19 protein-coding genes are annotated in these 26,898 nt (G+C 70.0%); 10 read left to right on the top strand and 9 right to left on the bottom strand.

Translation table 11 applies throughout. From position 1 onward, the window contains the following. Positions 1–13: 13 nt before the first annotated feature. The 4 genes from lpxB (at position 14) to QE438_RS07500 (ending at position 6,617) form a co-directional block, all read left to right on the top strand. Positions 14–1,258 (top strand): lipid-A-disaccharide synthase, encoded by a 1,245-nt coding sequence (lpxB, locus tag QE438_RS07485; RefSeq protein WP_306991405.1) that lies wholly within the window; start codon positions 14–16, stop codon positions 1,256–1,258. Then, positions 1,255–1,917: a ribonuclease HII gene (locus tag QE438_RS07490; RefSeq protein WP_306991403.1), complete on the top strand. Its 663-nt coding sequence runs from the start codon at positions 1,255–1,257 to the stop codon at positions 1,915–1,917. The genes lpxB and QE438_RS07490 overlap by 4 nt, the downstream gene beginning before the upstream one ends. A gap of 94 nt (positions 1,918–2,011) precedes the next feature. After that, positions 2,012–5,572, top strand: coding sequence for a DNA polymerase III subunit alpha (gene dnaE / locus QE438_RS07495; RefSeq protein ID WP_130521350.1), 3,561 nt, complete (start codon positions 2,012–2,014; stop codon positions 5,570–5,572). Positions 5,573–5,657: 85 nt separating this feature from the next. Further along, positions 5,658–6,617: an acetyl-CoA carboxylase carboxyltransferase subunit alpha gene (locus QE438_RS07500; protein ID WP_306991400.1), complete on the top strand. Its 960-nt coding sequence runs from the start codon at positions 5,658–5,660 to the stop codon at positions 6,615–6,617. Between the two features lie 86 nt (positions 6,618–6,703). Here QE438_RS07500 and bfr read toward each other — a convergent pair whose 3' ends face one another. Next, positions 6,704–7,195 (bottom strand): bacterioferritin, encoded by a 492-nt coding sequence (bfr, locus tag QE438_RS07505; protein ID WP_306991398.1) that lies wholly within the window; start codon positions 7,193–7,195, stop codon positions 6,704–6,706. Between the two features lie 168 nt (positions 7,196–7,363). On the opposite strand from bfr, the gene QE438_RS07510 reads away from it, so the two are divergent. Then, a complete protein-coding gene (locus QE438_RS07510; RefSeq protein ID WP_306991396.1) occupies positions 7,364–9,793 on the top strand; it encodes a penicillin acylase family protein in 2,430 nt (809 codons plus the stop codon). Positions 9,794–9,800: 7 nt separating this feature from the next. Here QE438_RS07510 and QE438_RS07515 read toward each other — a convergent pair whose 3' ends face one another. Next, positions 9,801–10,169, bottom strand: coding sequence for a response regulator (locus QE438_RS07515; RefSeq protein ID WP_165394527.1), 369 nt, complete (start codon positions 10,167–10,169; stop codon positions 9,801–9,803). A gap of 271 nt (positions 10,170–10,440) precedes the next feature. On the opposite strand from QE438_RS07515, the gene QE438_RS07520 reads away from it, so the two are divergent. Next, positions 10,441–11,487 carry a right-handed parallel beta-helix repeat-containing protein gene (locus QE438_RS07520; protein WP_306991392.1) on the top strand — a complete coding sequence of 349 codons (1,047 nt, stop codon included), beginning with the start codon at positions 10,441–10,443 and terminating at the stop codon, positions 11,485–11,487. A 385-nt stretch (positions 11,488–11,872) separates the two neighbouring features. Here QE438_RS07520 and asnB read toward each other — a convergent pair whose 3' ends face one another. The 7 genes from asnB to map all read right to left on the bottom strand — a co-directional run bounded on the left by asnB (position 11,873) and on the right by map (position 21,809). Continuing rightward, a complete protein-coding gene (asnB, locus tag QE438_RS07525; protein WP_306991390.1) occupies positions 11,873–13,561 on the bottom strand; it encodes an asparagine synthase B in 1,689 nt (562 codons plus the stop codon). Between the two features lie 381 nt (positions 13,562–13,942). Then, positions 13,943–15,079, bottom strand: coding sequence for a succinyl-diaminopimelate desuccinylase (dapE, locus tag QE438_RS07530; RefSeq protein ID WP_306991388.1), 1,137 nt, complete (start codon positions 15,077–15,079; stop codon positions 13,943–13,945). A 149-nt stretch (positions 15,080–15,228) separates the two neighbouring features. Beyond that, positions 15,229–15,588, bottom strand: coding sequence for an arsenate reductase (locus QE438_RS07535; protein ID WP_130522895.1), 360 nt, complete (start codon positions 15,586–15,588; stop codon positions 15,229–15,231). Positions 15,589–15,632: 44 nt separating this feature from the next. Further along, positions 15,633–16,577, bottom strand: coding sequence for a glycoside hydrolase family 43 protein (locus QE438_RS07540; protein WP_307183972.1), 945 nt, complete (start codon positions 16,575–16,577; stop codon positions 15,633–15,635). A 949-nt stretch (positions 16,578–17,526) separates the two neighbouring features. Then, the gene (dapD, locus tag QE438_RS07545) at positions 17,527–18,372 is read right to left on the bottom strand and encodes a 2,3,4,5-tetrahydropyridine-2,6-dicarboxylate N-succinyltransferase (protein ID WP_306991384.1); all 846 of its coding nucleotides are present in this window, start codon (positions 18,370–18,372) and stop codon (positions 17,527–17,529) included. Between the two features lie 36 nt (positions 18,373–18,408). Next, complete coding sequence (glnD, locus tag QE438_RS07550) at positions 18,409–21,036, bottom strand: [protein-PII] uridylyltransferase (RefSeq protein WP_306991382.1); 2,628 nt, start codon at positions 21,034–21,036, stop codon at positions 18,409–18,411. Then, the gene (map, locus tag QE438_RS07555; RefSeq protein WP_130521328.1) at positions 21,033–21,809 is read right to left on the bottom strand and encodes a type I methionyl aminopeptidase; all 777 of its coding nucleotides are present in this window, start codon (positions 21,807–21,809) and stop codon (positions 21,033–21,035) included. Before map ends, glnD begins: the two co-directional genes overlap by 4 nt. 335 nt (positions 21,810–22,144) lie before the next feature. Here map and QE438_RS07560 point away from each other — a divergent pair, with 335 nt between their 5' ends. The 4 genes from QE438_RS07560 to QE438_RS07575 all read left to right on the top strand — a co-directional run bounded on the left by QE438_RS07560 (position 22,145) and on the right by QE438_RS07575 (position 26,818). Further along, positions 22,145–22,669 carry a spore coat U domain-containing protein gene (locus QE438_RS07560; protein ID WP_130521326.1) on the top strand — a complete coding sequence of 175 codons (525 nt, stop codon included), beginning with the start codon at positions 22,145–22,147 and terminating at the stop codon, positions 22,667–22,669. A gap of 75 nt (positions 22,670–22,744) precedes the next feature. Continuing rightward, a complete protein-coding gene (locus QE438_RS07565) occupies positions 22,745–23,434 on the top strand; it encodes a molecular chaperone (protein WP_306991378.1) in 690 nt (229 codons plus the stop codon). Continuing rightward, positions 23,388–25,802 (top strand): fimbria/pilus outer membrane usher protein, encoded by a 2,415-nt coding sequence (locus QE438_RS07570; protein ID WP_306991377.1) that lies wholly within the window; start codon positions 23,388–23,390, stop codon positions 25,800–25,802. The genes QE438_RS07565 and QE438_RS07570 overlap by 47 nt, the downstream gene beginning before the upstream one ends. Next, positions 25,799–26,818 (top strand): spore coat U domain-containing protein, encoded by a 1,020-nt coding sequence (locus QE438_RS07575; protein WP_306991376.1) that lies wholly within the window; start codon positions 25,799–25,801, stop codon positions 26,816–26,818. The genes QE438_RS07570 and QE438_RS07575 overlap by 4 nt, the downstream gene beginning before the upstream one ends. Positions 26,819–26,898 lie beyond the last annotated feature (80 nt).

Genomic DNA, 26,898 nt, shown 5'->3' on the forward strand with positions numbered 1-26,898 from the left:
CGGTGCACGCCTGATGCCTACGACGGCCGGCTCCTCGCGCACCCTGGCCGAGCTGATGGCAGGTCCTCAGGGCGCACGCGCGCCACGCATCGCGCTGGTGGCCGGCGAGGCCTCCGGCGATGCGCTCGGCGCCGGATTGATCGCACAGCTGCGCCAGCGCCATCCCGAGGCCCGCTTCGCCGGCATCGGCGGTCCGGGCATGCGCGCGGCCGGGCTGGATGCGTGGTTCGACGCCAGCGAACTGGCGGTGATGGGCCTGACCGAGGTCCTGCGCCATCTGCCGCGCCTGCTGCGCCTGCGCAAGTCGCTGCGCCAGCAGCTGCTGGACTGGCAGCCGGACGTGTTCATCGGCATCGATGCGCCGGACTTCAATCTGGGCATGGAGCGCTGGCTCAAGCAGCGCGGCGTGCCCACCGTGCATTACGTCAGCCCCTCGGTCTGGGCCTGGCGCGAGAAGCGCGCCGACCGGATCGGCCGCAGTGCCGACCTGGTGCTGTGCCTGTTCCCGATGGAGCCGGACATCTACGCGCGCCATGGCGTGGATGCGCGCTATGTCGGCCATCCCATGGCCGACGCGCTGCCGCTGCAGCTCGATCGCGAGGCCGCGCGCGCGGCGCTGGGCCTAGGCACGCGGCCGGTGCTGGCGGTGCTGCCCGGCAGCCGCATGGGCGAGGTCGGCCGCCTGGCGCAGGACTTCATCGATGCCGCCCTGCGCGTGGCCGAGCAGGTGCCTGGCCTGCAGGTGCTGATTCCGGCCGCCAACCCGGCCGTGCACGCCGTGCTGGAGCCGCTGCTGGCCGCCACGCCCTTCCCCTCGCCGCGTCCGCGCCTGCTCGATGGCCAGGCGCGCGAAGCCATGGTCGCCAGCGACGTAGTGCTGCTGGCCTCGGGCACGGCCACGCTGGAGGCGATGCTGGCCAAGCGCGCGATGGTGGTGGGCTACAAGGTCGCCCCGGCCTCGGCCTGGCTGGCGCGCAGGCTGCGCCTGCTGAAGGTCAAGCGCTTCGCCCTGCCCAACATCCTGGCCGGTGAGGACCTCGCGCCCGAGCTGATGCAGGAAGACTGCACGCCCGAGCGGCTGGCCGCAGCCGTGCTGGCGTGGTTCGCGCATCCCGAGGCGGTCGCCGCGCTGCAGGGGCGCTATCTGGAGCTGCACGCCCTGCTGCGTCAGGATGCCTCGGCGCGCGCGGCGGATGCGGTGGATGAACTCCTCCGAGACCGGGGACCCGGGACCCGGGACCCGGAGCAGCAGGCATGAGCGCGATCGATCCGCTAGCGCCCGTCCACGGGTCCCCGGTCCCCGGTCCCGAGTCCCGGATGCTCGTCGCCGGCGTCGACGAGGCCGGGCGCGGGCCGCTGGCCGGGCCGCTGACGGTGGCGGCGGTGGTGTTCGACCCGGCGCGGCCGCGCATCAATGGGCTGGACGACTCCAAGCAGCTCACCGCCGCCAAGCGCGAGCTGTTCTACGGCCGCATCACCGAGCGTGCGCTGGCCTGGCACGTGGTGGTGCTGGAGGTGCCCGACATCGACCGGCTCAACATCTACCAGGCCACGATGCTCGGCATGCGCCTGGCGGTGGAAGCGGTGGCGCACGTGGCCGGCGTGGCCCATATCGACGGCAACCGCGTGCCTGCCGGCCTGCCCTGCCCCGGCCATGCGCTGATCGGCGGCGACGGCCGCGACCGGGCGATCATGGCCGCCTCGATCCTGGCCAAGGTCACCCGCGACCGGATGATGCGCGTCCTGCACCAGACCCATCCCGAGTACGGGTTCGCCGTGCACAAGGGCTATGGCACGCCCGCGCACCTGGCCGCGCTCGACGCGCACGGCCCTTGCCCGCAGCACCGTCACAGTTTCGCGCCGGTGCGCGAGGCCGCCGCGCGCCGGGCCGGGCTGGGACAGGTCGCGCTGTTCTAGGCCTCTGGGCCTGAACGCGTAGAGGTCGGCCCGCGCCGACCCGCGGGCCTGTCAAGCCTGCCCCGCGCAGGCCGGCTTGCGTACACTGACCCCGATGTCTTCCCGCTTCATCCACCTGCACCTGCACACCGAATTCTCGCTGGCGGATTCGACCATCCGCGTGCCCGAGAAACCGGACGAGGGCCTGCCGTCCAAGGCCAAGCGGCCCAACCTGGTCAGCCGCGCGGTCGAACTGCAGGCCCCGGCGCTGGCGGTGACCGACCGCAACAACCTGTTCGCGCTGGTGAAGTTCTACAACGCCTGCGAAAAGGTCGGCATGAAGGCCATCGCCGGCGCCGACGTCAGCGTGATCGAGGAAGACGGCACCCCGTGGCCGATCACCCTGCTGTGCCGCGACCACGGCGGCTACCTGACCCTGTCGCGCCTGCTCACGCGCGCCTGGCTGGAGGGCCATCGCACCGACGGGGTGGCGATCGATCCGGCCTGGCTGCGCGAGGACACCTCGGGCCTGTTCGGCATCATCGGCCGCAACAGCCAGGCCGGGCGCCTGGCCGCCAGCGGCCGCCACGACCTGGCCGAGCAGCACATCGCCGACTGGCAGCGCGCCTTCGACGACAGCCTGCACCTGGAGCTGACCCGCACCCAGCGCGAGGGCGAGGAGGCGTTCAACGCCTTCGCCCTGCACGCGGCCGCCGCGCGCGGGCTGCCGGTGATCGCCAGCAACGACGTGCGCTTCCTCACGCCCGAGGGCTTCGACGCGCACGAGGCGCGCGTGTGCATCGCCTCCGGGCGCGTGCTGGACGATCCCAAGCGCCCGCGCGAGTACAGCCGCGAGCAGTACCTCAAGTCCGCCGAGCAGATGGCCGAGCTGTTCGCCGACGTGCCCGACGCGATCGACAACACCTGGGCGCTGGCGCAGCGCTGCAACATCGAGCTCAAGCTCGGCACCTACTTCCTGCCGGCCTACCCGGTGCCGGACGAGGAGACGCTGGACAGCTGGATCCGCAGCGAGTCGCGCCGCGGCCTGGACGCGCGCCTGGAGAAGAATCCGCTGGCGCCGGGCAAGACGCGCCAGGACTACGTGGACCGGCTCGAATTCGAGCTGGACACCATCATCAAGATGGGCTTCCCCGGCTACTTCCTGATCGTGGCCGACTTCATCCAGTGGGGCAAGAACCAGGGCATCCCGATCGGCCCGGGTCGCGGTTCGGGCGCCGGTTCGCTGGTGGCCTGGGCGCTGCAGATCACCGATCTGGATCCGCTGCCGTACAACCTGCTGTTCGAGCGCTTCCTCAACCCCGAACGCGTGTCGATGCCCGACTTCGACATCGACTTCTGCATGGACCGGCGCGATGAGGTGATCGACTACGTCGCGCGCAAGTACGGCCGCGACCGCGTCAGCCAGATCATCACCTACGGCACCATGGCGGCCAAGGCGGTGGTGCGCGACTGCGGGCGGGTGCTGGGTTTCCCGTACGGCTTCGTCGACGGCGTGGCCAAGCTGATTCCCAACATCCTGGGCATCACGCTCAAGGACGCGATGGGCGAAGGCAAGGACAGCGAGATGGCCTCGGCCGAGCTGATCCAGCGCTACGGCAGCGAAGACGACGTACGCGACCTGATCGATCTGGCGCGCCAGCTCGAAGACCTCACCCGCAACGCCGGCAAGCACGCCGGCGGCGTGGTCATCGCGCCCTCGCCGCTGAGCGATTTCAGCCCGCTGTTCGCCGAACACGACGAGGGCACGCGCGGCAAGAACCCGGTCACCCAGTTCGACAAGAACGACGTGGAAGCCGTGGGCCTGGTGAAGTTCGACTTCCTCGGCCTGCGCACGCTGACCATCATCGACTGGGCGGTCAAGGCGATCAACGCGCGCCACGCGCGCGCCGGGATCGAGCCGGTGGACATCGCCGCGCTGCCGCTGGACGACGTGCCCACCTACCGCGACATCTTCGCCGCGGCCAACACCGGCGCGGTGTTCCAGTTCGAGTCCTCGGGCATGCGGCGCATGCTCAAGGATGCCCGGCCGGACCGCTTCGAGGACCTGATCGCGCTGGTGTCGCTGTACCGCCCCGGCCCGATGGACCTGATCCCGGACTTCATCGCGCGCAAGCACGGCCAGCAGGAGTTCGAGTACCCCGATCCGCGCACGGTGGACATGCTGCAGGACACCTACGGGATCATGGTGTACCAGGAGCAGGTCATGCAGATGGCGCAGATCGTCGGCGGCTACTCGCTGGGCGGCGCCGACCTGCTGCGCCGCGCGATGGGCAAGAAGGTGCCGGCCGAGATGGCCAAGCACCGCGAGATCTTCCGCGAGGGCGCCGCCAAGGGCGGCGTGGATCAGGCCAAGGCCGACGAGATCTTCGACTTGATGGAGAAGTTCGCCGGCTACGGCTTCAACAAGTCGCACGCGGCGGCCTATGCGCTGGTCAGCTACCAGACCGCCTGGCTCAAACGGCACTACCCGGCCGAGTTCATGGCCGCCACGCTGTCCTCGGACATGGACAACACCGACAAGGTGGTGGGCTTCCTGGCCGACGCGCGCGGCCTGTCGCTGGAGATCCTGCCGCCGGAGGTGAACCACTCGGACTTCATGTTCGTGGCCACCGATGCGACCACCATCCGCTACGGTCTGGGTGCGATCAAGGGCGTGGGCCAGGGCGCGTGCGAGGCGATCGTGGCCGAGCGCCAGCGCGGCGGCCCGTACCGCGACCTGCTGGATTTCTGCAAGCGCACCGAGGCCGCGCGCCTGAACCGCCGCACGCTGGAGGCGATGATCAACGCCGGCGCGCTGGACGAGCTGGGCAAGAACCGCGCCTCGCTGATGCTGCAGGTGCCCGAGGTGATGAAGGCCATCGACCAGCTGGCGCGCAACCGCAACGCCGGCATCGTGGACATGTTCGGCTCCAGCGCCGGCGGCGACGACATCCACATCGAGCTGCCCGAATGCGACGAAGCGCCGCTGGCGCACAAGCTGGCGGCCGAGCGCGACACGCTGGGCTTCTACCTGTCCGGCCATCCGATGGACCCCTACCGCGAGGATCTGCGCGCCCTGGTCGGCAACGACCTGGGCAGCCTGGACACGATCTGGTCCAGCCAGTCCGGCGGCGGTGGCGGCGGCGAGCGCAAGTGGCGCCCCGGCGTGGTCGCGGTGCTGGCCGGCAAGGTGGTCGCCGTGCGGCAGAAGGGCGACAGCCAGAGCTTCATCACCCTGGAGGACGGTCGCGGCCGGCTGGAGTGCAGCGCGTTCTCCGATGCGATGGCCGAGTTCGGCCAGCTGCTGACCCGCGATCGCATCCTGGTGGTCAAGGGCGAGCTGCGCGAGGACGAGTTCAACGGCGGCTACAGCCTGCGCCTGCGCCAGGTCTGGGACTACGCCCAGCTGGTCCAGGCCACGCAGAAGCTGTCGGTGCGCCTGGACCTGCGCGTGCCCGGCGTGCTGCAGCGCATCGAGGCCCTGCTCGATCAGCATCGCCCCGGGCGTACCTCGCTGCGCCTGGACCTGCTGCTGCCGGGCGGGGTGGCCGGCATGGTCGAGATCAACGGCAGCCAGTCGGTGAGCGTCGATGCCGACCTGATGGGCACCCTGCGCGAGCTGCCCGGCGTGCGCACCGTGAAGATGGCCGTCGGCCACCGCCCCTGGGCGCACTAGGCCGCGCGCCGCACCACACCCCCCGGTACGGGGCCTTGTGCCCGCATCGGCTAAACTCCCCCGCTTTACGGCTCACCGCTTGCCGATGAATCCCAACTACCTCGATTTCGAACAGCCCATCGCCGATCTGGAAGCCAAGATCCAGGAGCTGCGCAGCGCCAGCGCCGGTCCGGCGGTCAATGTCGATGCCGAAGTGCGCGCCCTGCAGACCAAGCTGCGCACGCGCACCGCGCAGATCTTCCGCGACCTGACCCCGTGGCAGGTCAGCCAGCTCTCGCGCCATCCGGCCCGGCCCTACACGCTGGACTACATCAAGGTGTTCTGCGACGAGTTCCAGGAACTGGCCGGCGATCGCGCCTTCGCCGACGACAAGGCCATCGTCGGTGGCCTGGCCCGCATCGACGGGCGCCCGGTGATGCTGATCGGCCACCAGAAGGGCCGCGCCACCAAGGAAAAGATCATGCGCAACTTCGGCATGCCCAAGCCGGAGGGGTATCGCAAGGCGCTGCGCCTGATGAAGATGGCCGAACGCTTCGGCCTGCCGGTCCTCACCCTGATCGACACCGCCGGCGCCTGGCCCGGCATCGACGCCGAGGAGCGCGGCCAGTCCGAGGCCATCGCCCGCAATCTGATGGAGATGGCCGAGCTGAAGGTGCCGATCGTGTGCACGGTGATCGGCGAAGGCGGCTCGGGCGGCGCGCTGGCCATCGGCGTGGGCGATCGCACGATCATGCTCGAGTACAGCACCTATTCGGTCATCACCCCGGAAGGCTGCGCCTCGATCCTGTGGAAGGACGCGGGCAAGGCCAAGGACGCGGCCGAGCAGCTGGGCCTGACCGCCAGGCGCCTGCGCGAGCTGGGCCTGGTGGACAAGGTCGTGCGCGAACCCACCGGCGGCGCCCACCGCAACCCGCGCGCCATGGCCACGCGCCTGAAGGCCGTGCTGCTGGGCGAACTGGACGCCCTGGTCGACGTGCCGGTGGACATCCTGCTGCAGCGCCGCTACGAGCGCCTGCGCGGCTACGGCGCCTACGAGGCGGCCTGAGCACCGCGGCGCGCGCCGCACGATCGACGCAAACGAAGACGCCGGGCACTGCCCGGCGTCTTGCGTTGTGACCCTAGGCGCGGCCTTCAGTGCTGCGCGGTCGCGCTGCCGTCGCCGATCTTGGAGGTCTGGTACAGCGCCAGGCCGATGCGCTTGATCAGGCCCAGCTGCTGCTCCAGCCACCAGGCGTGGTCTTCCTCGGTATCGCGCAGCTGCGCCAGCAGCATGTCGCGGCTGACGTAGTCGCCCTTCTCCTCGCACAGCTTCATGCCGGCGGCCAGGTCGGCGCGCACCTTGTACTCGGTCCGCAGGTCGGCCTCGAGCATCTCCACCACGGTCTTGCCGGGGGTGAACGGATGCGGGCGCATGTCCGGGTCGCCCTCCAGGAACAGGATGCGGCGCAGGATCGCGTCGGCGTGCTCGGTCTCCTCCTCCATCTCGTGGCCGATGCGCTCGTACAGCCGCTGCAGGCCCTGGTCCTCGTAGCGGCGCGAATGCAGGAAGTACTGATCGCGGGCGGCAAGCTCGCCGCGCAGCAGGTCGATCAGGCAGGCGATGACCTCGGGATGGCCTTTCATGGCAGAACCTCGTGACTGGAACGGCCGCCATGGTCGCGCATCGGCGCGGACGATGTCTTAAACGGAATCACTTTCACTCGCAGCCCGCGCCGATGCCGTCCCGGCTTCACACAATCCGGGCATGCTGTGCGCGGGCCAGCCTCCCCCTGCTGGCCGGAACCGCCCCGAATGATCCGCTGGCTGCGTCGTGTCCTGCTGTCCCTGCTGGTGCTGTGCCTGCTGCTGGCGCTGGTCGCCTGGCTATTGCTGCGCGGCAGCCTGGCCACGCTGGACGGACAGCGCCAGATCGCCGGCCTGTCGGGCCAGGTGAGCATCAGCCGCGACGCGCTGGGCACGGTGACCATCGAGGCCGGCAACCCGGCCGATGCGGCACGCGCGCTCGGCTACGTCCACGCGCAGGAGCGCTATTTCGAGATGGACCTGATGCGCCGGACCTCGGCCGGCGAGCTGGCCGCGCTGTTCGGCGCCCGCGCCCTGCCGCTGGACCGGCGCCATCGCCTGCACCGCATGCGCGCCCGCGCCGAGGCCGGGCTGGACGCCTTCGCCGGCGACCATCGCGCCGAACTGGACGCCTACACCGCCGGGGTCAACACCGGCCTGGCCGCGCTGCACGTGCGGCCCTGGCCCTACCTGCTGCTGCGCCAGCGGCCGCTGCCGTGGACCGCGGCCGATGCCGTGCTCACCGGCGATGCGATGTACTTCGACCTGCAGGACGCCGACGACGCCCGCGCCCTGTCGCTGTGGAAGCTGCAGCAGCGCCTGCCGCCGGCCCTGTTCGCCCTGCTCGACCACGACGGCAGCCACTGGGACGCGCCCCTGCAGGGCACGCCGCGCGAGGATGCGGTGCTGCCCGGCGCCGATGTCGTCGACCTGCGCACCCTGCCGGCAGCCGCATCGGCCGGCGCCGGCGGCGAAGCGCTGGCCCCAGGCAGCAACAACTTCGCCGTGGCCGCGGCCCACACCGCCGATGGCCGCGCCATCGTCGCCGACGACATGCACCTGGCCCTGCGCGCGCCCAACCTCTGGTTCCGCGTGCGCCTGCGCTACGCCGACCCGCGCGCGCCGGGCGGCCGCGTGGACGTGACCGGCTTCAGCCTGCCGGGGCTGCCGGCGGTGATCGTGGGCAGCAACACGCACGTGGCCTGGGGCTTCACCAACGGCTTCGCCGACACCGCCGACCTGTTCCGCATCACGCCCTGCGCCGCCACGCCCGCGCCGGGCTGCGCGCCGGTGCGCGTGTACCGCGAGACGCTCGCCGTGGCCGGCGCCGCGTCGCAGACCCTCGAAGTGCGCCAGAGCGCCTACGGTCCGCTGGTCGAGGACCTGCCCGGCGGCCAGGCGCTGGCGCTGCGCTGGGTCGGGCACCTGCCCGGCGCGCTCAACCTGGGCCTGGACGACTTCGCCCGCGCCGGCGATCTGGACGACGCGCTGCGCATAGCCGGGCACGTCGCCGTGCCCGCGCAGAATCTGCTGCTCGCCGACGCCAAGGGTCGCATCGCCTGGCGCCTGCTCGGGCCGCTGCCGCAGCGCACGCCCGGCTGCGAGGCGAGCGCCCTGGTGCTGCCCAGCGCCTCGGCCGCGTTCGATGCGCTGGGCCGGCCCGCCGCGCCCTGCCCGGCCTGGCCGATCTCCACCCAGCTGGTCGAGCCGCTCGCCGACCCGGCCGATGGCCGGCTGTGGACGGCCAACAATCGCGTCGCCGACGGTCCGCTGCTGGCCGTGCTGGGCGATGGCGGCTATGTGCTCGGCGCCCGCGCGCGGCAGATCCGCAACGACCTGCAGCGGCTCGAGCGCGCCGACGAGCGCAGCCTGCTGGCCGTGCAGCTGGACGACCGCGCCGTGTTCCTGCAGCGCTGGTGGGCGCTGCTGCAGCGCGAAGCCCAGGGCGCGCCGCCGGCGTCGGCGCTGGCGGCGCTGGCCAAGGCGGCCGGCCATTGGGACGGCCGGGCGAGCGCGGATTCGGTCAGCTTCCGCCTGGTGCGGCGCTGGCGCCTGGCCGTGCAGGACCGCATTGCCGAGGGGCTGGTGGCGCCGGCCGGCGTAGCCTTGGATCGGCCGCCAGCCGCACTGTTCCCGCAGCTGGAAGGCGTGGTCTGGCCGCTGCTGGAGCAGCGACCCGCGCACCTGCTGCCGCGCCGGTTCGCCTGCGCGGCGGACCAGCGCGGGGCCGCCTGCGAGGACACCGCCGGCTGGTCGCGTCTGCTGGAGGACGCCGCCGACGAGACCCGCCGCGAACTGACCGCCATCGGTCCGCTGGCCAAGCGCACCTGGGGCGAGCAGAACACGGCGGCGATCTGTCACCCGCTGGCGGCGGCGCTGCCCGCGCGCTTCAAGTCCTGGCTGTGCATGCCGCCGGACCGCCTGCCCGGCGCCGGGGACATGCCGCGCGTCCAGGCGCCGGCCTTCGGCGCGTCCGAGCGCATGGTGGTCTCGCCGGGCCACGAGGGCGACGGCCTCGTGCACATGCCCGGCGGGCAGAGCGGCCACCCGCTCTCGCCCTTCTGGGGCTCAGGCCATGCCGACTGGGTCCAGGGGCGGGCCACGCCGTTCCTGCCCGGTCCGGCGCAGCACACGCTGCAACTGGTCCCGGCGCGCTGACGCGTGCTCAGTGCAGGCTGACTTCCTCGTTCAGCGCCGCCATCAGGCCGCTGAACTGATAGGGCTTGGGCAAAAAGCGCACGCCGCGCGGCATCTCCGGCAGGCTGGCCTGCGGATAGCCCGAGGTCAGCACCACCGCGATCTGCGGATACTCGCGTGCCACCATCTCCACCAGCTGCACGCCGGACATGCCCAGCGGCATCAGCACGTCGCTCATCACCACATCGAAGCCGCCGTCGCGGATCAGCAGGTCCAGCGCCTCGCCGGCGCTGCCGGCCGTCACCACGTCCACCTGGTACATCGACAGCCCGTCCTGCACCACGCGCAGCAGTTCGGCGTTGTCGTCCACCATCAGTACTCGCAGGCGCTTGCCCATCCGGTCGAGTCCTCTCGATTGCAGACGGCGCGCTGTCCGGGTTGCCGCGCCGCCTCGTGACTGTCGGGGCGGATCATGGCCAGACCGATGCCAAGACCGCGTGTGCGTGCCGTGCACACCATGCATACGCAAAAGCCGTCGGAGAAGGGCCGTCGCACACACATGGCTTCGACCATGCTGACCGCCGGGACAGCCCGGTGAAGCGTCGCCTGCCGGGCGTTCAGCGGCGATCCTTAGGCTCTTGAAGGTCGATCCCCTTGCCTTCTCCCCCATGAAGATCCATCGCTCGACCCCATTGCGACTGACCGCGGCTGCGCTATTGGGCGCGCTCGCCCTGCCCGCGCTGGCCGATGAACCGTCCAGCTGCACGGCGCGCGCCAAGCCCGGCGACAACCTGCAGCAGGCCATCGACGCGCTGCCGGCCGGCGACGCGCCGGTGACGCTGTGCCTGGCCGCGGGCGAGTATCCGCTCAAGGGCCTGGTCTCGATCCAGCGCGACCACCTCACCCTGCGCGGCGCCGGCCCGACCACCGTCCTGCGCATGGCGCCCGACGTGCAACAGCCCCTGCTGGTCGTCGGCGACTATCAACAGCAGGTGCCGCGCCGCCCGATCACCGGCGTCACCATCGCCGACCTGAGCCTGATCGGCGCCAAGGACGTCGAGCACGAGTTCATGCCCGAGCGTCCCTACTTGAGCAACAGCGCGGTGGTGGTGCGCAACGGCCAAGACGTGCGCCTGACCGGCCTGCATGCCAGCCAGTGCCGCAGCGCCTGCCTGCTGACCGAACAGGGCAGTCGCGACATCACCCTGGACCACAACGACGTCTCCGGCGCGGTCTGGGACGGGGTGTCCTTCAACAGCACCTCCAAGGTCACCATGACCGACAACCGCGTGCATGACAACGTCGCCGCCGGGATCACCGCCGAGGAGCTGCGCGACAGCCAGATCCGCGACAACGTGCTGTCGAACAACGGCAGCCAGGGCGCGTATCTGTCCAATTCCTCGGGCAACCTGTTCGCCGGCAATACCTTCAGCGGCAACCACGGCGCGGGCGTGTTCCTGACCTGCGCGATCCGCTTCCGCAACGCCGATGGCAGCACCCAGTGCTGGGACAACAGCGTCAGCCAGAACAACGTCTTCGACGCCAACCACTTCGACAAGGACCCGTTCACCTACACCATCGGCGTGGACAAGTCGGCCAACTGCACCAGCGCGACCTTCAAGCCCAACATCTGGAAGGCCAGCAACCAGGCCAGCGCCTCGGGCGTGGACATGGACCCGCAGCGCTACGGCTATTGCGTGCGGCACGAGCCGTAGGCGGGGCTTGTTGCCGAAGCGGCGGCCGCGTTCGCTTCGCAAATCCGACGCTCGTCATCCCCGCGAACGCGGGGATCCAGGGACTTTCGTGCAGATCGCGCGACGTCCATGGGTTCCCGCTTTCGCGGGAACGACGATAAAGAGAGTTTGCCAACGCGCGGCATGACACGTGCGGCATCACAACGTAAGACACCCGCCTTCGCCGATTCGGCGATCGCCCCGTGCCGCAAACCCAACATCCGTCATCCCCGCGAACGCGGGGATCCAGGGACTTTCGTGCAGATCGCGCGACGTCCGTGGGTTCCCGCTTTCGCGGGAACGACGGTTTACAGGACTCCCGCAACGGCTGCGAAAGACACACTGCATGCGGCTCGACCCGCCGACATCACAGCGCCTGCGCATGCACCCCCGCGATCGCGCGACCGGACGGGTCGGCGGCCGCGGCGAAGCTCGCGTCCCAGGCGATCGCCGCCGGCGAGGAGCAGGCGATCGACTTGCCGCCCGGCACGGTCTCGGCCGCCGCGGTGGACGGGAAGGCCTGCTCGAACAGCGTGCGGTAGTAGTAGGCCTCCTTGGTCTGCGGCGGGTTCACCGGGAAGCGCTTGTCGGCCGCGGCCAGTTCGCGGTCGGTGACCTGGGCCTCGGCATGCGCCTTGAGCCCGTCGATCCAGCCATAGCCCACGCCATCGCTGAACTGCTCCTTCTGCCGCCACAGGATCGAATCGGGCAGATAGCCGGCGAAGGCCTCGCGCAGCACGGCCTTCTCGATGCGCTTCCTGCCGTCGGCGCCGACCGTGATCATCTTGTGCGCGGCATCCATGCGCATGGCCACGTCCATGAACTCGCGGTCCAGGAACGGCACGCGCGGCTCCACGCCCCAGGCCATCATCGACTTGTTGGCGCGCAGGCAGTCGTAGTTGTAGAGCGCGTCCAGCTTGCGGATGAGTTCTTCATGGAACTCGCGCGCGTTGGGCGCCTTGTGGAAGTACAGATAGCCGCCGAAGATCTCGTCGCTGCCCTCGCCCGAGAGCACCATCTTGACCCCCATCGCCTTGATCCGCCGCGCGAGCAGGAACATCGGCGTGGACGCGCGGATGGTGGTGACGTCGTAGGTCTCGATGTGGCGGATCACCTCGGGCAGCGCGTCCAGGCCTTCCTCGAAGGTGTACTCGAAGCCGTGGTGCACCGTGCCCAGCGATTCGGCGGCGACCTTGGCCGCGGCCAGGTCGGGCGAACCGCTCAGGCCGATGGCGAAGGAATGCAGGCGCGGCCACCACGCCTCGGTCCGGTCGCCGTCCTCGATGCGGTGACGCGCATAGCGCGCGGCCACCGCGGCCACCAGCGAGGAATCCAGGCCGCCGGAGAGCAGCACGCCGTAGGGCACGTCGGTCATCAGCTGGCGATGCACGGCGCGTTCGAACGCCTCGCGCAGCTCGGTCGGCGTGACCTCGACGCCCTCCACCGCGTCGTAGTCGCGCCAGGGGCGCTTGTAGTACTGCTTGAGCGCGCCGGTGGCGCTGTCGTACCAGTGGCCCGGCGGGAACTGCGCCACATCGGCGCAATGCTCGGACAGCGACTTCATCTCCGAGGCCACGCGCAGGCGGCCCTGGCTGTCGTGGCCCCAGTACAGCGGGCACACGCCGATGGTGTCGCGGGCGATGATCACCCGGCCGGCGGCGCGGTCCCACAGCGCGAAGGCGAAGATGCCGTTGAGGCGGTTGAGGAAGGATTCGACATCGTCCTCGCGGTAGAGGGCGTTGATGACCTCGCAGTCCGAGCCGGTCTGGAAGGCGTAGGGCTGCTGGAGCTCGGCCTTGAGTTCGCGATGGTTGTAGATCTCGCCGTTGACCGCCAGGGCCAGCTCGCCGTCCTCGCTCAGCAGCGGCTGCGAGCCGCCGGCCGGATCGACGATGGCCAGGCGCTCGTGCACCAGGATGGCACCGTCGTCGACGTAGACGCCGCTCCAGTCCGGGCCGCGATGGCGCTGACGCTGCGAGCACTCCAGCGCTTGCCGGCGCAGCGCGCCAAGATCATCGCCGGGTTGCAGACCGAAGATGCCGAAGATCGAACACATGGGAAAACTCCTGAAAAACCTGACGTGGGGTAAGTGGCGCTTCTATTTGGATCCCCGGCCACGGATGGCCAGGCCTTTCGCAGAGGGACCTGCACATGCATAAAAAAACCCGCATCGGCCGATGCGGGTTTTCTGGTTCCTCAGGCGTTCGTCGTTGTTGCTTTGCCTAGGCGCAGACCCGCATCGGTCGCGCACGATTATTCGCGCGCAGATTGCGGTTGTTGTTGTTCGCGACGTTGGCCAGGACGGACGGCATGGGGCGACGTTAACCCGGCTTCCGCGCGCGGCGCAACCCTTTCAGCCGCAACGAAACTGGCCTCCGACAGGCGCCGATGGCGCGCGGCCGACAGTCGCCCACACCGCCCGGGGCCGCATGACCGGCTAGTCCTGCGCCACCAGCAGTCGCTCGACCAGGGCCAGGTACAGCGCCGGCAACCGCTCCAGATCGGCCACGCGCACGTGCTCGTCGACCTGGTGGATGGTGGCGTTGACCGGGCCGACCTCGATGCACTGCGCGCCCAGCGGCGCGATGAAGCGCGCATCCGAGGTGCCGCCGCCCGTGCTTTCCTCCGGCGGCGCGCCGGCGAATTCGCCCAGCACCTCGCGCGCGACGCGCCGCAGGCGACCCTCCGGCGTGTAGAACGGTTCGCCGCTGCGATGCCAGCTCAGCGTGTACTCCAGGCCGTGGCGGTCCAGCAGCGCGGTGATCTCGGCCTCCAGCCTGGGCGCGTCCCAGTGCGGGGTGTAGCGCAGGTTGAACTGCATGCGCAGCTCGCCCGGGATCACGTTGCTGGCGCCGGTGCCGGCGTGCAGGTTGGAGACCTGCAGGCTGGTCGGCGGGAAGCTCTCGTAGCCATCGTCCCAGTGCCGCGCGGTCAGCTCGGCCAGCGCCGCGGCGGCCTGGTGGATCGGGTTGCGCGCCTTGTGCGGATAGGCCACATGGCCCTGCACGCCCTTGACCGCCAGTGTGCCGGTCAGGCTGCCGCGACGGCCCACGCGCAGCAGATCGCCCAGGGTCTGGGTCGAGGACGGCTCGCCGGTGATGCACCAGTCGATGCGCTGGCCACGCTCGGCGAACAGCCTGGCGACATGGCGCACGCCATCGATGGCATCGCCCTCCTCGTCGCTGGTCACCAGCACGGCCAGGGTGCCGACATGGTCGGGGTGCGCGGCCACGTACTGCTCGGCGGCGACCACGAACGCGGCCACGCTGCCCTTCATGTCGGCGGTGCCCCGGCCGTAAAGATTGCCCTGGCGCACCTGCGGGGCGAAGGGATCGCTGGTCCACGCCTCCAGCGGGCCCGGCGGCACCACGTCGGTATGGCCCAGCAGCACCAGCACCGGCGCGCCGCTGCCGTGGGTGGCCCACAGGTTGTCGACCTGGCCCAGGCGCAGATGTTCGCAGGTGAATCCCGCCGCCCGCAGGCGCGCGGCGATCAAGGCCTGGCAGCCGGCATCCTCGGGCGTGACCGAGGCGCGCGAGACCAGTTCGCAGGTCAGCGCTAGGACATCATTCATGGAAATGCGGATCGGCTGAGCGGGCGACAAGGATACGACGACCCCCGACCCCGTAGAGCGGAGCTTGCTCCGCTGCTCTTCGGTCAGGATCCCCGCAAGAGTTCCAGCGGCCAGATCAACGGGAAAGCCCTAGCGGAGCAAGCTCCGCTCTACGCGATCCCGAAGCGTGCCTTGAAGCCGTTGTCGGAGAAGCCCTGACTCAGCGTGCCATCGTCGGTAATCACCACCGGCCGCCGGATCAGCTGCGGATGCTCGCGCAGCAGCAGCTTCCATTCGGCCTCGCTGCCGGGCGACTTGCGGTTCTCGGGCAGCTGCCGCCAGGTGGTCGAGGACTTGTTGACCAGCGCGTCGAAGCCACCGGCCTTGCCCGCCCATTCCACCAGCGTCTCGGGCGAAGGCTTGTGCTCGCGATAGTCGACGAAGGTGTAGGCCACCCCGAAGCGATCCAGCCACTTGCTGGCCTTCTTGCAGGTGTCGCAGTTCTTCAGTCCGTAGAGTGTCGTGGTCATGCAGGCGTGTCTCACAAGTCCTGGGGGCTTGCGAGGACGCCGCGTCAGCGCAACGGGTGCGGCGCGACGCCCTCGTTGGTCATCTTCACCGGCAGGATGTGGCCCTGGGCATCGAAGACCATGCGGTCGATGGCGACCTGACGATGATTGCCATCGTGGTCGCCCAGCGGGTGACGATGGTAGACGATGTACCAGGTGTCGTCCTGGCCGCGGAAGATGGAATTGTGGCCCGCGCCCGTGCCGATCTTCGGATCCTGCTGCAGGATCTTGCCGATGCGCTTGAACGGCCCCAGCGGCGAGTCACCGATGGCATAGGCCACCGCGTAGTCCGGCCCGGTCCAGCCGCCCTCGGACCACAGGAAGTAGTACTTGCCGTCGCGCTTGAACATCAGCGGACCCTCGACGTACTCCGGCGCCGGGGTGATCTCCTTGAACACCGTGCCGTCGTCCATCGGCCGCACGCCGGTGAAGTCGTCCTTCAGGCGGACGATGTTGGCGTGCTTCCAGCCGCCGTAGAGCATGTACCAGGTGCCGTCGTCGTCCTTGAACACGAACTGGTCGATCGGCTGGGCGCCGTTGTGGAACTGCCCGATGAGCGGCTTGCCGATCAGGTCACGGTACGGGCCGGCGGGCGCGTCGGCCACGGCCACGCCGATGCCGCCGACTTCGGCATCGCTCTTGATGTCGTTGGCGGCGAAGAAGAAGTAGTAGCGCCCGCGGTTCTCCACCACGGCCGGCGCCCACATCGCCTCGCGCGCCCAGGACACCGCATCTTTCTTCAACACACCCGGATGCCGGGTCCAGGTCACCAGGTCCGGCGAGGAGAACGCATCGAAGTCAGTCTGCTGCGCGTACGGCAGCGAACTGGTCGGGTAGATCCAGTAGGTCTTGTCGAAGACCGCCGCCTCGGGGTCCGCGTACCAACCCGGAAAGATCGGATTACCGGCACGCGCCTTGGCGGCCGGCTCCGCGGCCCAGGCGCCAGACATGCCCGCGACCATCACCAACCCCAGCGCCGCCGCCTTCCAGCCCCGATCCCGCATGCTCCGCTCCCGCCGCAATAGACCAGCACCGAGTCTAGGCGGCACTGGATCGATCCAAAACAAGACCAAAGTCAAACGCTGGCTGTGGACGACACGGCCGTGAACTCCTCGCGTTGGCGGTTACACATCCGGTCCTGCCGCCGTCGGGGAGCGCCTCCGCACGAATGAATAAGTCCGGATTCTTCGCAGGACTGCGCGGACGCGGATCAGTTGATGTCATGGCGGTGAAGTCGAAGATCCCACTTCGCCGACCAGCCTCGACCCAGCCGGGCGCGGCTCCTCCGCTCGGTCCGCCATCTAAGGCGGATTCGCCGCCGCGGGCCATCCTAAGGCCCGCTCTCCGCACGCCCGCCCAGGTGGAGACGCTGCGGCGGATAGCACAGGACTTCTTCCAATTCGAATGCATCGCGCAGTGCTTTGCCCCCTCCCTTTCGCCGCAGGCGAAGGGGAGGGCCGGGGTGGGGTGCTTTTGCTCTTCGCTTCGGTGGCTTGCCCGGTAAAGCCCCGACCCCTCCCCATCCCTCCCCTGCGCTGCGCGCAAGGGAGGGGGCCTCAAGTCGACAACTTCCCGTCACTGGTCGCTTTGTGCGCAAGGGAGGCTAGTAACACCCCGCAAACCGAAGCCCTGTGACCTGACGCACGCGGCAGCGGGCCGGCGGGCGGTGGCCGCGACGAGCGAGGCAGGAGCCGAGCGCCCGAATCAGGGCAGGATGCCCTGATTGAGGGATAAGCGGACGCCGCCCGCCGGACCGCTGCCCCTCCGAAGTCCCAAACGCCTACGCGCCGTGGTTCCGCGACCGGGCGAAGAACCCAAATCAAACCCGAAGCCAAGGTATCGCTCGATACCGCCTCAGCTTCCCATTCGATTGCGCAAAGGCCATGCCCCAGGGCGCGCTCAGTCCGCCAGTCCGCGCAGCAGGTCGTTGACGCTGGTCTTGGCGCGGGTCTTCTCGTCGACCTGCTTGACGATCACCGCGGCGTACAGCGAATGCGTGCCGTCCTTGGCCGGTAGGGAGCCGGAGACCACCACGCTGCCCGGCGGCACGTAGCCATAGCTCACCTCGCCGGTGGCGCGGTTGTAGATGCGGGTGGACTGGCTGAGGAACACGCCCATGCCGATCACGCTGTGGTGGCCGACCACCACGCCTTCGACCACCTCGGCGCGGGCGCCGATGAAGCAGTGGTCCTCGATGATGGTGGGCGAGGCCTGCAGCGGTTCGAGCACGCCGCCGATGCCGGCGCCGCCGGACAGATGGCAGTGCTTGCCGATCTGCGCGCACGAGCCCACCGTGGCCCAGGTGTCGACCATCGTGCCTTCGCCCACGTAGGCGCCGATATTGGTGAAGCTGGGCATCAGCACCACGTCCTTGCCGAAGTAGGTGCCACGGCGCGCCACCGCACCGGGCACCACGCGCACGCCGCCGGCCTTGAACTGCGCCGCGTCGTAGCCGGCGAAGCGCGCCTCGACCTTGTCCCAGAACGGCGCCGGCTCGGCCTCGATCACGCGCATGTCGTTGACGCGGAAGTACAGCAGCACCGCCTTCTTCAGCCACTCGTTGACCTGCCAGCCGCCCTCGGCCAGCGGCTCGGCCACGCGCAGCGCGCCGGATTCCAGCCCGTCGATGGCCGCGTACACGGCCGGGCGCACCTGCGCCTGGATCTCGTCGGCGGTGAGTTCGGCGCGGCGCGCGAAGGCGTCTTCCAGGGTGGACTTGAGGGATTCGAGATCGACGGCGGACATGGGGCGTGGGGTTCCTGCAAACGGAGGGTGGGGAGATCAGGCGGCTGCTTCCAGGCAGCTGACCAAGGCCTGGCGCAGGGATTCGCGCTCGGCGTCGGTCAGCGGCTGGTCGCCTTCGTCGCTGAGGTGGAACAGGTCTTCGGCACGCTCGCCGAAGGTGGCGATGCGCGCATCGTGCACGCGCAGATGCTGGCGGCGCAGCACCTGCGCGACCTGGGCCAGCAGGCCCGGCCGGTCGGGCGCGACCAGGTCCAGCACCGTGTAGCGGCCATCGAGCGTGTTGCCGAACTCGAAGCGCGGCGGGAAGCGGAAATGCCGCAGCTGGCGCGGCACGGTGCGCTGGGCCACGCGCACCTGGTCCAGCGCGCCGGCCAGCGCGCGACGCAGCGCATCGGCCAGGTGCTCGGGATCGTCGCTGGCATAGGTGTCGGCCGGCAGCACCTCGAAGGAGTCGAACACCGTCCCGTGCGGCCCCACCAGCACGCGCGCCTGGTGGATGGCGAAGCCCTGCTTGTCCAGCGTGGCCAGGATCGCGGCGAACAGGCCGTCGCGGTCGGGCGAGTGCACGAACACCTCCATCGCCCGGGTGTTGTCGTCGATCAGGCGCACCTGCACCAGCGTCTGGCCGTGGCGCACGTCCACCAGCGCCGCCGCCTGCCAGGCCAGCTGTTCGGGGCGAAAGCGCAGGAAGCTCTCATCGGGCATCTCGGCGAACTGGCGCGCGATGGTGTCCGCATCGAAGCCCTGCGCCAGCAGCAGCGCACGGGTCGCCTCGCGGCCTTCCTCCACGCGCTGGCCGGCGGCCATCGGCTGCTCCAGGCCCTCGCGCAGCACGCGGCGCGTGGCGAAGTAGAGATCGGCCAGCAGCCGATCCTTCCACGCGTTCCACAGCTTGGGGCTGGTGCCGGCGATGTCGGCGCAGGTCAGCAGGTAGAGATAGTCCAGGTGCTCCCGGTCGCCGACCAGCGTGGCGAAGCGGTGGATCACCTCCGGATCGGCGATGTCCTGCTTCTGCGCGGTCACCGACATGCGCAGGTGCTGTTCGACCAGCCAGGCCACCAGGTCGGTGTCGGCCTCGCTGAGCCCGTGCGCCGCGCAGAAGTCGCGCGCATCGGCCGAGCCCAGCTCGGAATGATCGCCGCCGCGGCCCTTGCCGATGTCATGGAACAGCCCGGCCAGCAGCAGTAGCTCGGGCTTGCGCAGGCGCGGCCAGACTTCGTGGGCGATGGAGAAGCGCTCGTCGGCGCGGCCGTTGGCGAACGCCGCCAGATTGCGTAGCACCATCAGCGTGTGCTGATCGACCGTGTACACATGGAACAGGTCGAACTGCATGCGCCCGGACACCTGGGCGAAGGCCGGCAGCCACTGCCCCAGCACGCCCAGGCGGGCCATGCGCGCCAGCGTGTCGACCGCGCGCGGGCCGCGCAGCAGCGCCATGAACTGCGCTCGCTGCTCGGCGCTGGCGCGCGCATACGCCGGCAGCGTCGGCAGCGCCTCGGCCAGCGCGCGCGCGGTCTGCGAATGCAGGCCGCGGACCTCGGCCTGCGCGGCCCAGGTGGCGAACAGCGCGAACACCGCGCCGACGTCGGCCGGCCATTGCGGATCGCGCGCGGCCAGGTAGTTGCGACGCAGCTCGAAGTCCGCATCCAGCGTATGCGGCGTGCCCTCGCCCTCGAACTGCTCCTCGAAGCGCTGCAGCAGGCGATCGCCGATGCGGCGCACGATCGCCGCGCTGCGGTAGAAGGCCTGCATCATCTGCTCCACGCCCAGGCTGCCGGGCGCGTCCCGGTAGCCCAGGCGCGTGGCCAGCGCCTTCTGGTAATCGAAGCGCAGGCGCTCCTCCGGCCGGCCGGCGACCAGGTGCAGCCCGTAGCGCAGCCGCCCCAGGACGCGGCGCTCGCGCGCCAGCGCGGCGGCCTCGTCCGGGCCCAGCTGATCCATGCCCACCAGCGACTCCAGGTCGCGCACGCCGAAGGTGCGCAGCGCCATCCAGCCCAGCGTGTGCAGGTCGCGCAGGCCGCCCGGGCCGTCCTTGATGTCCGGCTCCAGATTGTCCGAGGTGTCGCCGAAGCGCGCGTGGCGCTGGGCCATCTCCTGGCGCTTGACCTGGAAGAACTCGCGCGGCGGCCACACCTGCCGCGGCGACACGGCCTCGGCCAGGGCCTTGCGCGCGGCCTCGTCGGCGATCAGCGGGCGTGCCTCGAGCAGCGCGGTGGCCACGGTCTGATCCTGCGCCGCCTCGCTGCACTGCGCCGGCGAGCGCACCGCGTGACTGAGCTTCAGGCCGGTGTCCCAGACCAGCGCCAGGCAGCGGGCGAGCGCGTCGTGGTGCAGCTGCTGGGCCTCGGATTCGCCCAGCACCAGCACGTCCACGTCCGACTGCGGAAACAGTTCGCCGCGCCCGTAGCCGCCGACCGCGAACAGCGACAGCCCGCTCTCGGCCGGCAGGCAGCGCCGCCAGGCCTCGCGCAGCAGGTGGTCGACCGCGCGCGCGCGCAGCGCCAGCACGTGGTCGATGCGGTCAAGATCCTCGTAGCGGCGCGCCAGCTTCTCGTCGGTGGCCGCCAGCGCGGCGCGGGCCTGTTGCGACCAGACGCCATCGGTGGCCGGATCGGCCTGCGCCGGCGCGCGCGCCGCGCCGCTGGCAACCGGCGGGGCGGTCACAGGTCGTTGTCGTCGCCTGGCAGGCGGGTGAGGATCTCCACGCCGTCCTCGGTCACCGCCACGGTGTGCTCCCACTGCGCCGACAGCTTGCGGTCCTTGGTCACCACGGTCCAGCCGTCCGGCAGGGTCTTGGTGTAGCGCGTGCCCTCGTTGATCATCGGCTCGATGGTGAAGGTCATGCCGGGCTTGAGCACCACGCCATCGCCGGGACGGCCGTAATGCAGCACCTGCGGCTCGTCGTGGTAGACCTGCCCGATGCCGTGGCCGCAGTACTCGCGCACCACGCTGAAGCGCTCGGACTCGGCGTACTGCTGGATCGCATGGCCCACATCGCCCAGCGTCGCGCCCGGCTTGACCGCGCGGATGCCGCGGAACATCGCCTCGCGCGTGGTCTCGACCAGGCGTTTGGCCATCACCGACGGGGTGCCGACGTAGTACATGCGGCTGGTGTCGCCGTGCCAGCCATCCTTGATGACGGTCACATCGATATTGACGATGTCGCCTTCCTTGAGGACCTTGCCCTCGCTCGGGATGCCGTGGCAGATCACGTTGTTGACCGAGGTGCACACCGTGGCCGGGAAGCCGCGGTAGCCGACATTGGCCGGGATCGCGCCCTGCACGTGGACGATGTGGTCGTGGCAGATGCGGTCCAGCTCGGCGGTGGTCACGCCCGGCTTCACGTGCGGGGCGACCACTTGCAGCACTTCGGCGGCCAGGCGGCCGGCCACGCGCATCTTCTCCAGGTCGGCGGCGGATTTCAGTTGGATGCTCATGCGCCCATTATCGCCGATTGCGCCCGCATCTGAACGGGCAGGTCCGGTCTCGCGGCCCGGAAACGGCGCCCGACCGCAGTGAGGCGAGGCCCGCGCACCCACCGCCCGGGAAGCTCCGACCGCACATCCCGATGCCGGGCAAGCGCCACCACCAGAGCCCCCTCCCCTGTTAGTAACGGACCACAAGACCCCGCTTACTAGGACGCAAGTCTCAGATTTGCATGAATAATTTTTTGTATTCAGCGCAGGTCAGCACTGTTCGTAAGGTCACTTTCTTCAAACCCGAGCCGGCCAAGGCGCCGGTACTTGTGGTCCCAAGGACCGGGAGAGACTCCATGCGTTACCTGCTTTCCAACACCCTCGCCGTTGCCCTCCTGGCCGCCTGCGGCATCGCCCAGGCGGCAGATACCACCACCTTCAACGTCAAGCTGGTGGTGACCAAGTCCTGCACCATCACGGCCGCCGCCGCGACCGATGTGGACTTCGGCACGCAGGCCTCCACGGTGACCGCCAACGTCGACAACGCCGGCAGCCTGACGGTCCGCTGCACGCCGCTGACCCCGTACGCCATCGCGCTCAACGCGGGCGCCAATGCCGCCACGGCCGGGGATGTGACCACGCGCAGGATGAAGCACACCGACGCCACCGTCACCACCAACAACTACGTCGGCTACCAGCTCTACGCCGACCTGAGCCGCACGACCGTGTGGGGCGGCACCACCGGCACCAACACGCTGGCCAGCACGGGCCTGGGCATCAATCAGGTCTATCCGGTCTACGGCCGGATCAACAACCTGGCGGCCAACAATCCCGCCCCGGGCTCGTATCAGGACACCGTGACCGCCACGATCATCTACTGAAGGAGCGATATGGGAAAAACCCAGGATGCGCGTGCAAAACACAGGAGAGGGCTAATCAGATGGACCTGGATAGCGTTGATCACCACGCTGGGCAACACGGCCTTTGCCACGAGTCTGCAGGTTTCTCCCACCTCGATCACCCTCACCCCGGCACGCAATGCCGACGCGCTGTGGCTGAGCAACACCGGGACCGAGCCGGTCCACGTCCAGTTGCGCGTGTTCCGCTGGACCCAGTCCGGCGGCACTGAGTCGCTGGATGCCACCCAGGAGGTGATCGCCAGCCCGCCGATGCAGACCATCGCCCCCGGCGCGCGCCAGCTGGTCCGGCTGATCCGTCCGGACCGCTCGCCCGTCGCCGCTGAGGCCAGCTACCGCGTCCTCGTCGACGAATTGCCCAGCGGCAATGCGCGACAAGGGCTGCAGCTGGTGCTGCGCTACTCGGTGCCGGTGTTCGTGCAGCCGGGCGATGCGGCGCCGCAGCCGGTCTTGGCCGCCACGGTGGTGGCCGCCGCCGATGGCGCCAGCGCGCTGGAAGTGCGCAACACCGGCACTGGCCACGCGCAACTGGCCGACCTGGGCATGGTCCAGGCAAGCGGGCCGGACACTGTGCTGCTGCCCGGCCTGGTGGGCTATGTGCTGCCAGGTCAGACGATGCGCTGGACGCTCCCGGGCGCCGCCGGCCGCTACGTCGGCGCGCATTTCAAAGCCAGGATCAACGGTGAAGCCGAGAAGCGTCCACTGCCGCTCGTGCCGCCCTCCCGCTGAAGGCTGGTCTGCCGCACTGGCGCGGGCTGCGCTGCTGGCCCTGCTGATCGCCCCGCCGGTCGCGGCCTTCGACCTGGCGCCGCCGCCCGCCGCGCCGATGGCCGATCCGCGCTACGACCAGGTGCTGTACCTGCAGGTGAGCCTCAACCAGACCGACACGGGCAAGATCGAGCGCTTCGAGCTGCGCCGCGGGCGCCTGCATGGATCCGTGCAGACCCTGCGCACGATCGGCTTCCGTCTGGACGGGCGCGCGCCCGAGGAGGTGCTCGCCCTGGATGCGCTGCCCGACGTCGCGGTGCACTACGAGCCCGAGGTCCAGCGCCTGTTCTTCGATGCGCCGCTGTCCGCGCTGAAGCTGGACACCACCGTGCTCGCACCCGAGCAGGAGCCCGCCCCGCAGGCCACCTCCTCGCCGGGGGCGCTGCTCAACTACGACCTCTACGCCAATCGCACTGCCGACCAGACCAATCTGGCCGCCACCGTCGAACTGCGCGCCTTCGGCATCGGCCAGGGCGTGCTCAGCACCACCTCGGTCATGCGCCTCTACGAGGGCCAGGGCACCCACGGCTGGCGGGTCGAACCGACGCGCCTGGACACCCACTGGCAGCTGGACCTGCCGGACCGGGCGCTGACCCTGCAGTTGGGAGATTTTTACAGCGACGCCCTGGACTGGACGCGCTCGATCCGCATGGCCGGCGTCCAGCTTGGGCGCAACTACGGACTGCAGCCGTATCGCGTGACCACGCCCTTGCCCGCCTTCCTCGGCGACGCCGCAGTGCCCTCGCAGGTGGAGCTGTATGTCGATGGCCTGCGCCAGTACAGCGGCCAGGTCGCCGCCGGGCCGTTCCAGCTCTCCACCCTGCCCGGCATCAACGGCACCGGCAACGCGCAGGTGGTGGTCACCGATGCCTTCGGCCAGGTGCGCACGCTGGATTTCTCCTTCTACGGCACCCAGGAGCTGCTGGCCAAAGGCCTGTCCGAGGGCGGCGTGGGGGTGGGCGTGCTTCGAGAGGACTACGGCCTGCGCTCGTTCCGCTATGGCAACACGCTGGTGGGCACCGGGACGTTCCGCTATGGCGTCAGCGATGGCTTCACCGTCGAGGGTCACGCCGAGCATGGCGGCAACATCAGCAACGCCGGCGCGGGCGGACTGTGGCTGCTGGGCGGCGCCGGCGTGCTATCGGCCTCCTATGCGCGCAGCCGCCGCGGCGATGAGGCAGGCGGCCAGACCGCGATCGAGCACACCTGGAACAACGGCACCTTCAACCTGGCCATCGGCACCCAGCGCACGCATGGGCGCTATCGCGATATCGGCAGCCTGCAGGGCAGCATCCCGGTCAGCGCCAGCGACCACGCGATCTTCGGCGTCTCCCTGCCCCGCTTCGGTTCGCTCAGCGCCAGCTACGTGCGGCTGCGCAACGAGGACGAACCCAGCCTGCGCTATGCGGGCCTGTTCTGGTCGCAGACCTTCGGCGAGGACTGGTCGGCCAACCTGTCGGTGAACCAGAACCTGGACGACGCCTCCGACCGCAGCCTCTATCTGTCGGCTTCGCTGGCGCTGGACGGGCTGCGCCGGGCCTCGGTCTCGACCCAGCGCAACGGCAACCTCAACACCCAGGTGGTCGAGGCCTCCAGGGCCGTTCCCGGCGACGGCGGCCCCAACGGGCTGGGCTGGCGCGTGCAGGCCCGCAGCGGGACCGACGGCGCCGGCGGTCTGGCCGAACTGGGCTGGCAGAACGATGTCGGCCGCTACGGCCTGGGCGCGGCCAGCCAGGGCGGCACCACCTACGGCTATGCCAGCACCAGTGGCAGCCTGGCCTGGCTGGGCGGCGGCGTGCTGGCCGCGCGTTCGGTCGACAACGCCTTCGGCGTGGTCTCGACCGGACGACCGCACATCCCGGTGCGGCTGGAGAACCGCTTGATCGGCCAGACCAACGCCGACGGCCTGCTGCTGGTCACCCCGCTACAGCCCTGGCAGCGCAACCGGGTCTCGATCGACATCCTCGACCTGCCCGCCGACCTGCGCGTGGACGAGGTGGAACGCGTGGTCACCCCGCGCGCCGGCGCCGGCCTGAAGGTGCCCTTCGCCATCGCCCAGGTCCGCGCCGCCACGCTGGTCCTGCGCGATCCGGCCGGCCAGCCGCTGGCGGTGGGCAGCACGGTGACGCCGGACGGCGCGGAGGAGCCGGTCGCCGTCGTCGGCCACGACGGCGAGACCTATCTCGACAACCTGCAGCTCAGGAACCGTCTGAGGATCGGCACCGAATCGGGCACCTGCGTGGTGGATTTCGACTATCCCGCCCGGATCGCCTCCGCCCGGATCCCACGCATCGGTCCGCTGACCTGCGCCCCGGAGACCCGCCAATGAGCCGCCGCCTGCCGTGCTGCCTGCTGCTGGCCCTGCTGGCGCTGTGGGCCTGGTCGCCGGGCGCGCGCGCGGCGACGGTGTGCACCGCCACCACGCCGACGGTGCTGGCCTTCGGCAATGTCTCGCCCACGCAAGTCACCGATACCGTCACCTCCTTCACCGTGACCTGCAACACCGCCGCGCTGGCCTTGCTGAGCAACACCAAGGTGCGGCTGTGCGTGGGTCTGGGCCCGGGCAGCGTCGATACCTCGCTGTCGCCGCGTCGTCTGCGCAACGCCGACGGCGACACGCTCAACTACCAGCTCTATCTGGACCCGGCCCGCAGCCAGATCTGGGGCGCGCTGGGCAATGCGGTCAGCACCGTGCTGGTGCTGGATTTCGACTACGCGGTTCCGTTGATCGTCGGCGGCTCGCAGGCGCAGACCGTGACGATCTATGGCCGGATTCCGGCCAACCAGGCGCTGGCGGCCGGCAGCTACGGCAGCACCTTCGCCGGCGCCAGCACCGTGCTGACCTATGCGGCCAACACGCCGCTGCTGGGCGCCGCGGCGAGCTTTCCCGCCGCCTGCAATGTCTCCGGCGCGACGACCGCCAACGACGCCTTCCCCTTCGTCGTGTCCGCCAACGTGCCGGGGCAGTGCTACGCCTACAGCGCCAGCGATCTGGATTTCGGCAGCGTCGCGGGCTTCATCGCCGCCAATGTCGACCAGACCTCCGCCATCGGCCTGACCTGCACGCGACGCACCGCCTGGCAGCTGGGCCTGGACAATGGCAGCAACGCCCTGCTCGGCCAGCGGCGCATGCGCCAGGGCGCGAGCAGTCAGTACGTTGCCTACGACCTCTACCTCGACCCCGCGCGCAGCCAGCGCTGGGGCAACGTTCTGAACACCGACACCTTGCAGGGCACCGGGACCGGCGCCGCCCAGACCGCCACCGTCTACGGCCGCGTGCCGTCCGGGCAGAGCGCGGCCGCCGGCAGCTACAGCGACACCATCACCGTGACCATCACCTACTGACGCGCAAGGTCAGAACCGACCCGCGCAGGCGGCGCCAGGGCGTGTTCCTTGTGAACGCGGTCTCATAAAACGCCCTGCGA

The sequence above is a fragment of the Pseudoxanthomonas sp. SORGH_AS_0997 genome (genome assembly GCF_031453535.1).
GTDB lineage: Bacteria > Pseudomonadota > Gammaproteobacteria > Xanthomonadales > Xanthomonadaceae > Pseudoxanthomonas_A > Pseudoxanthomonas_A winnipegensis.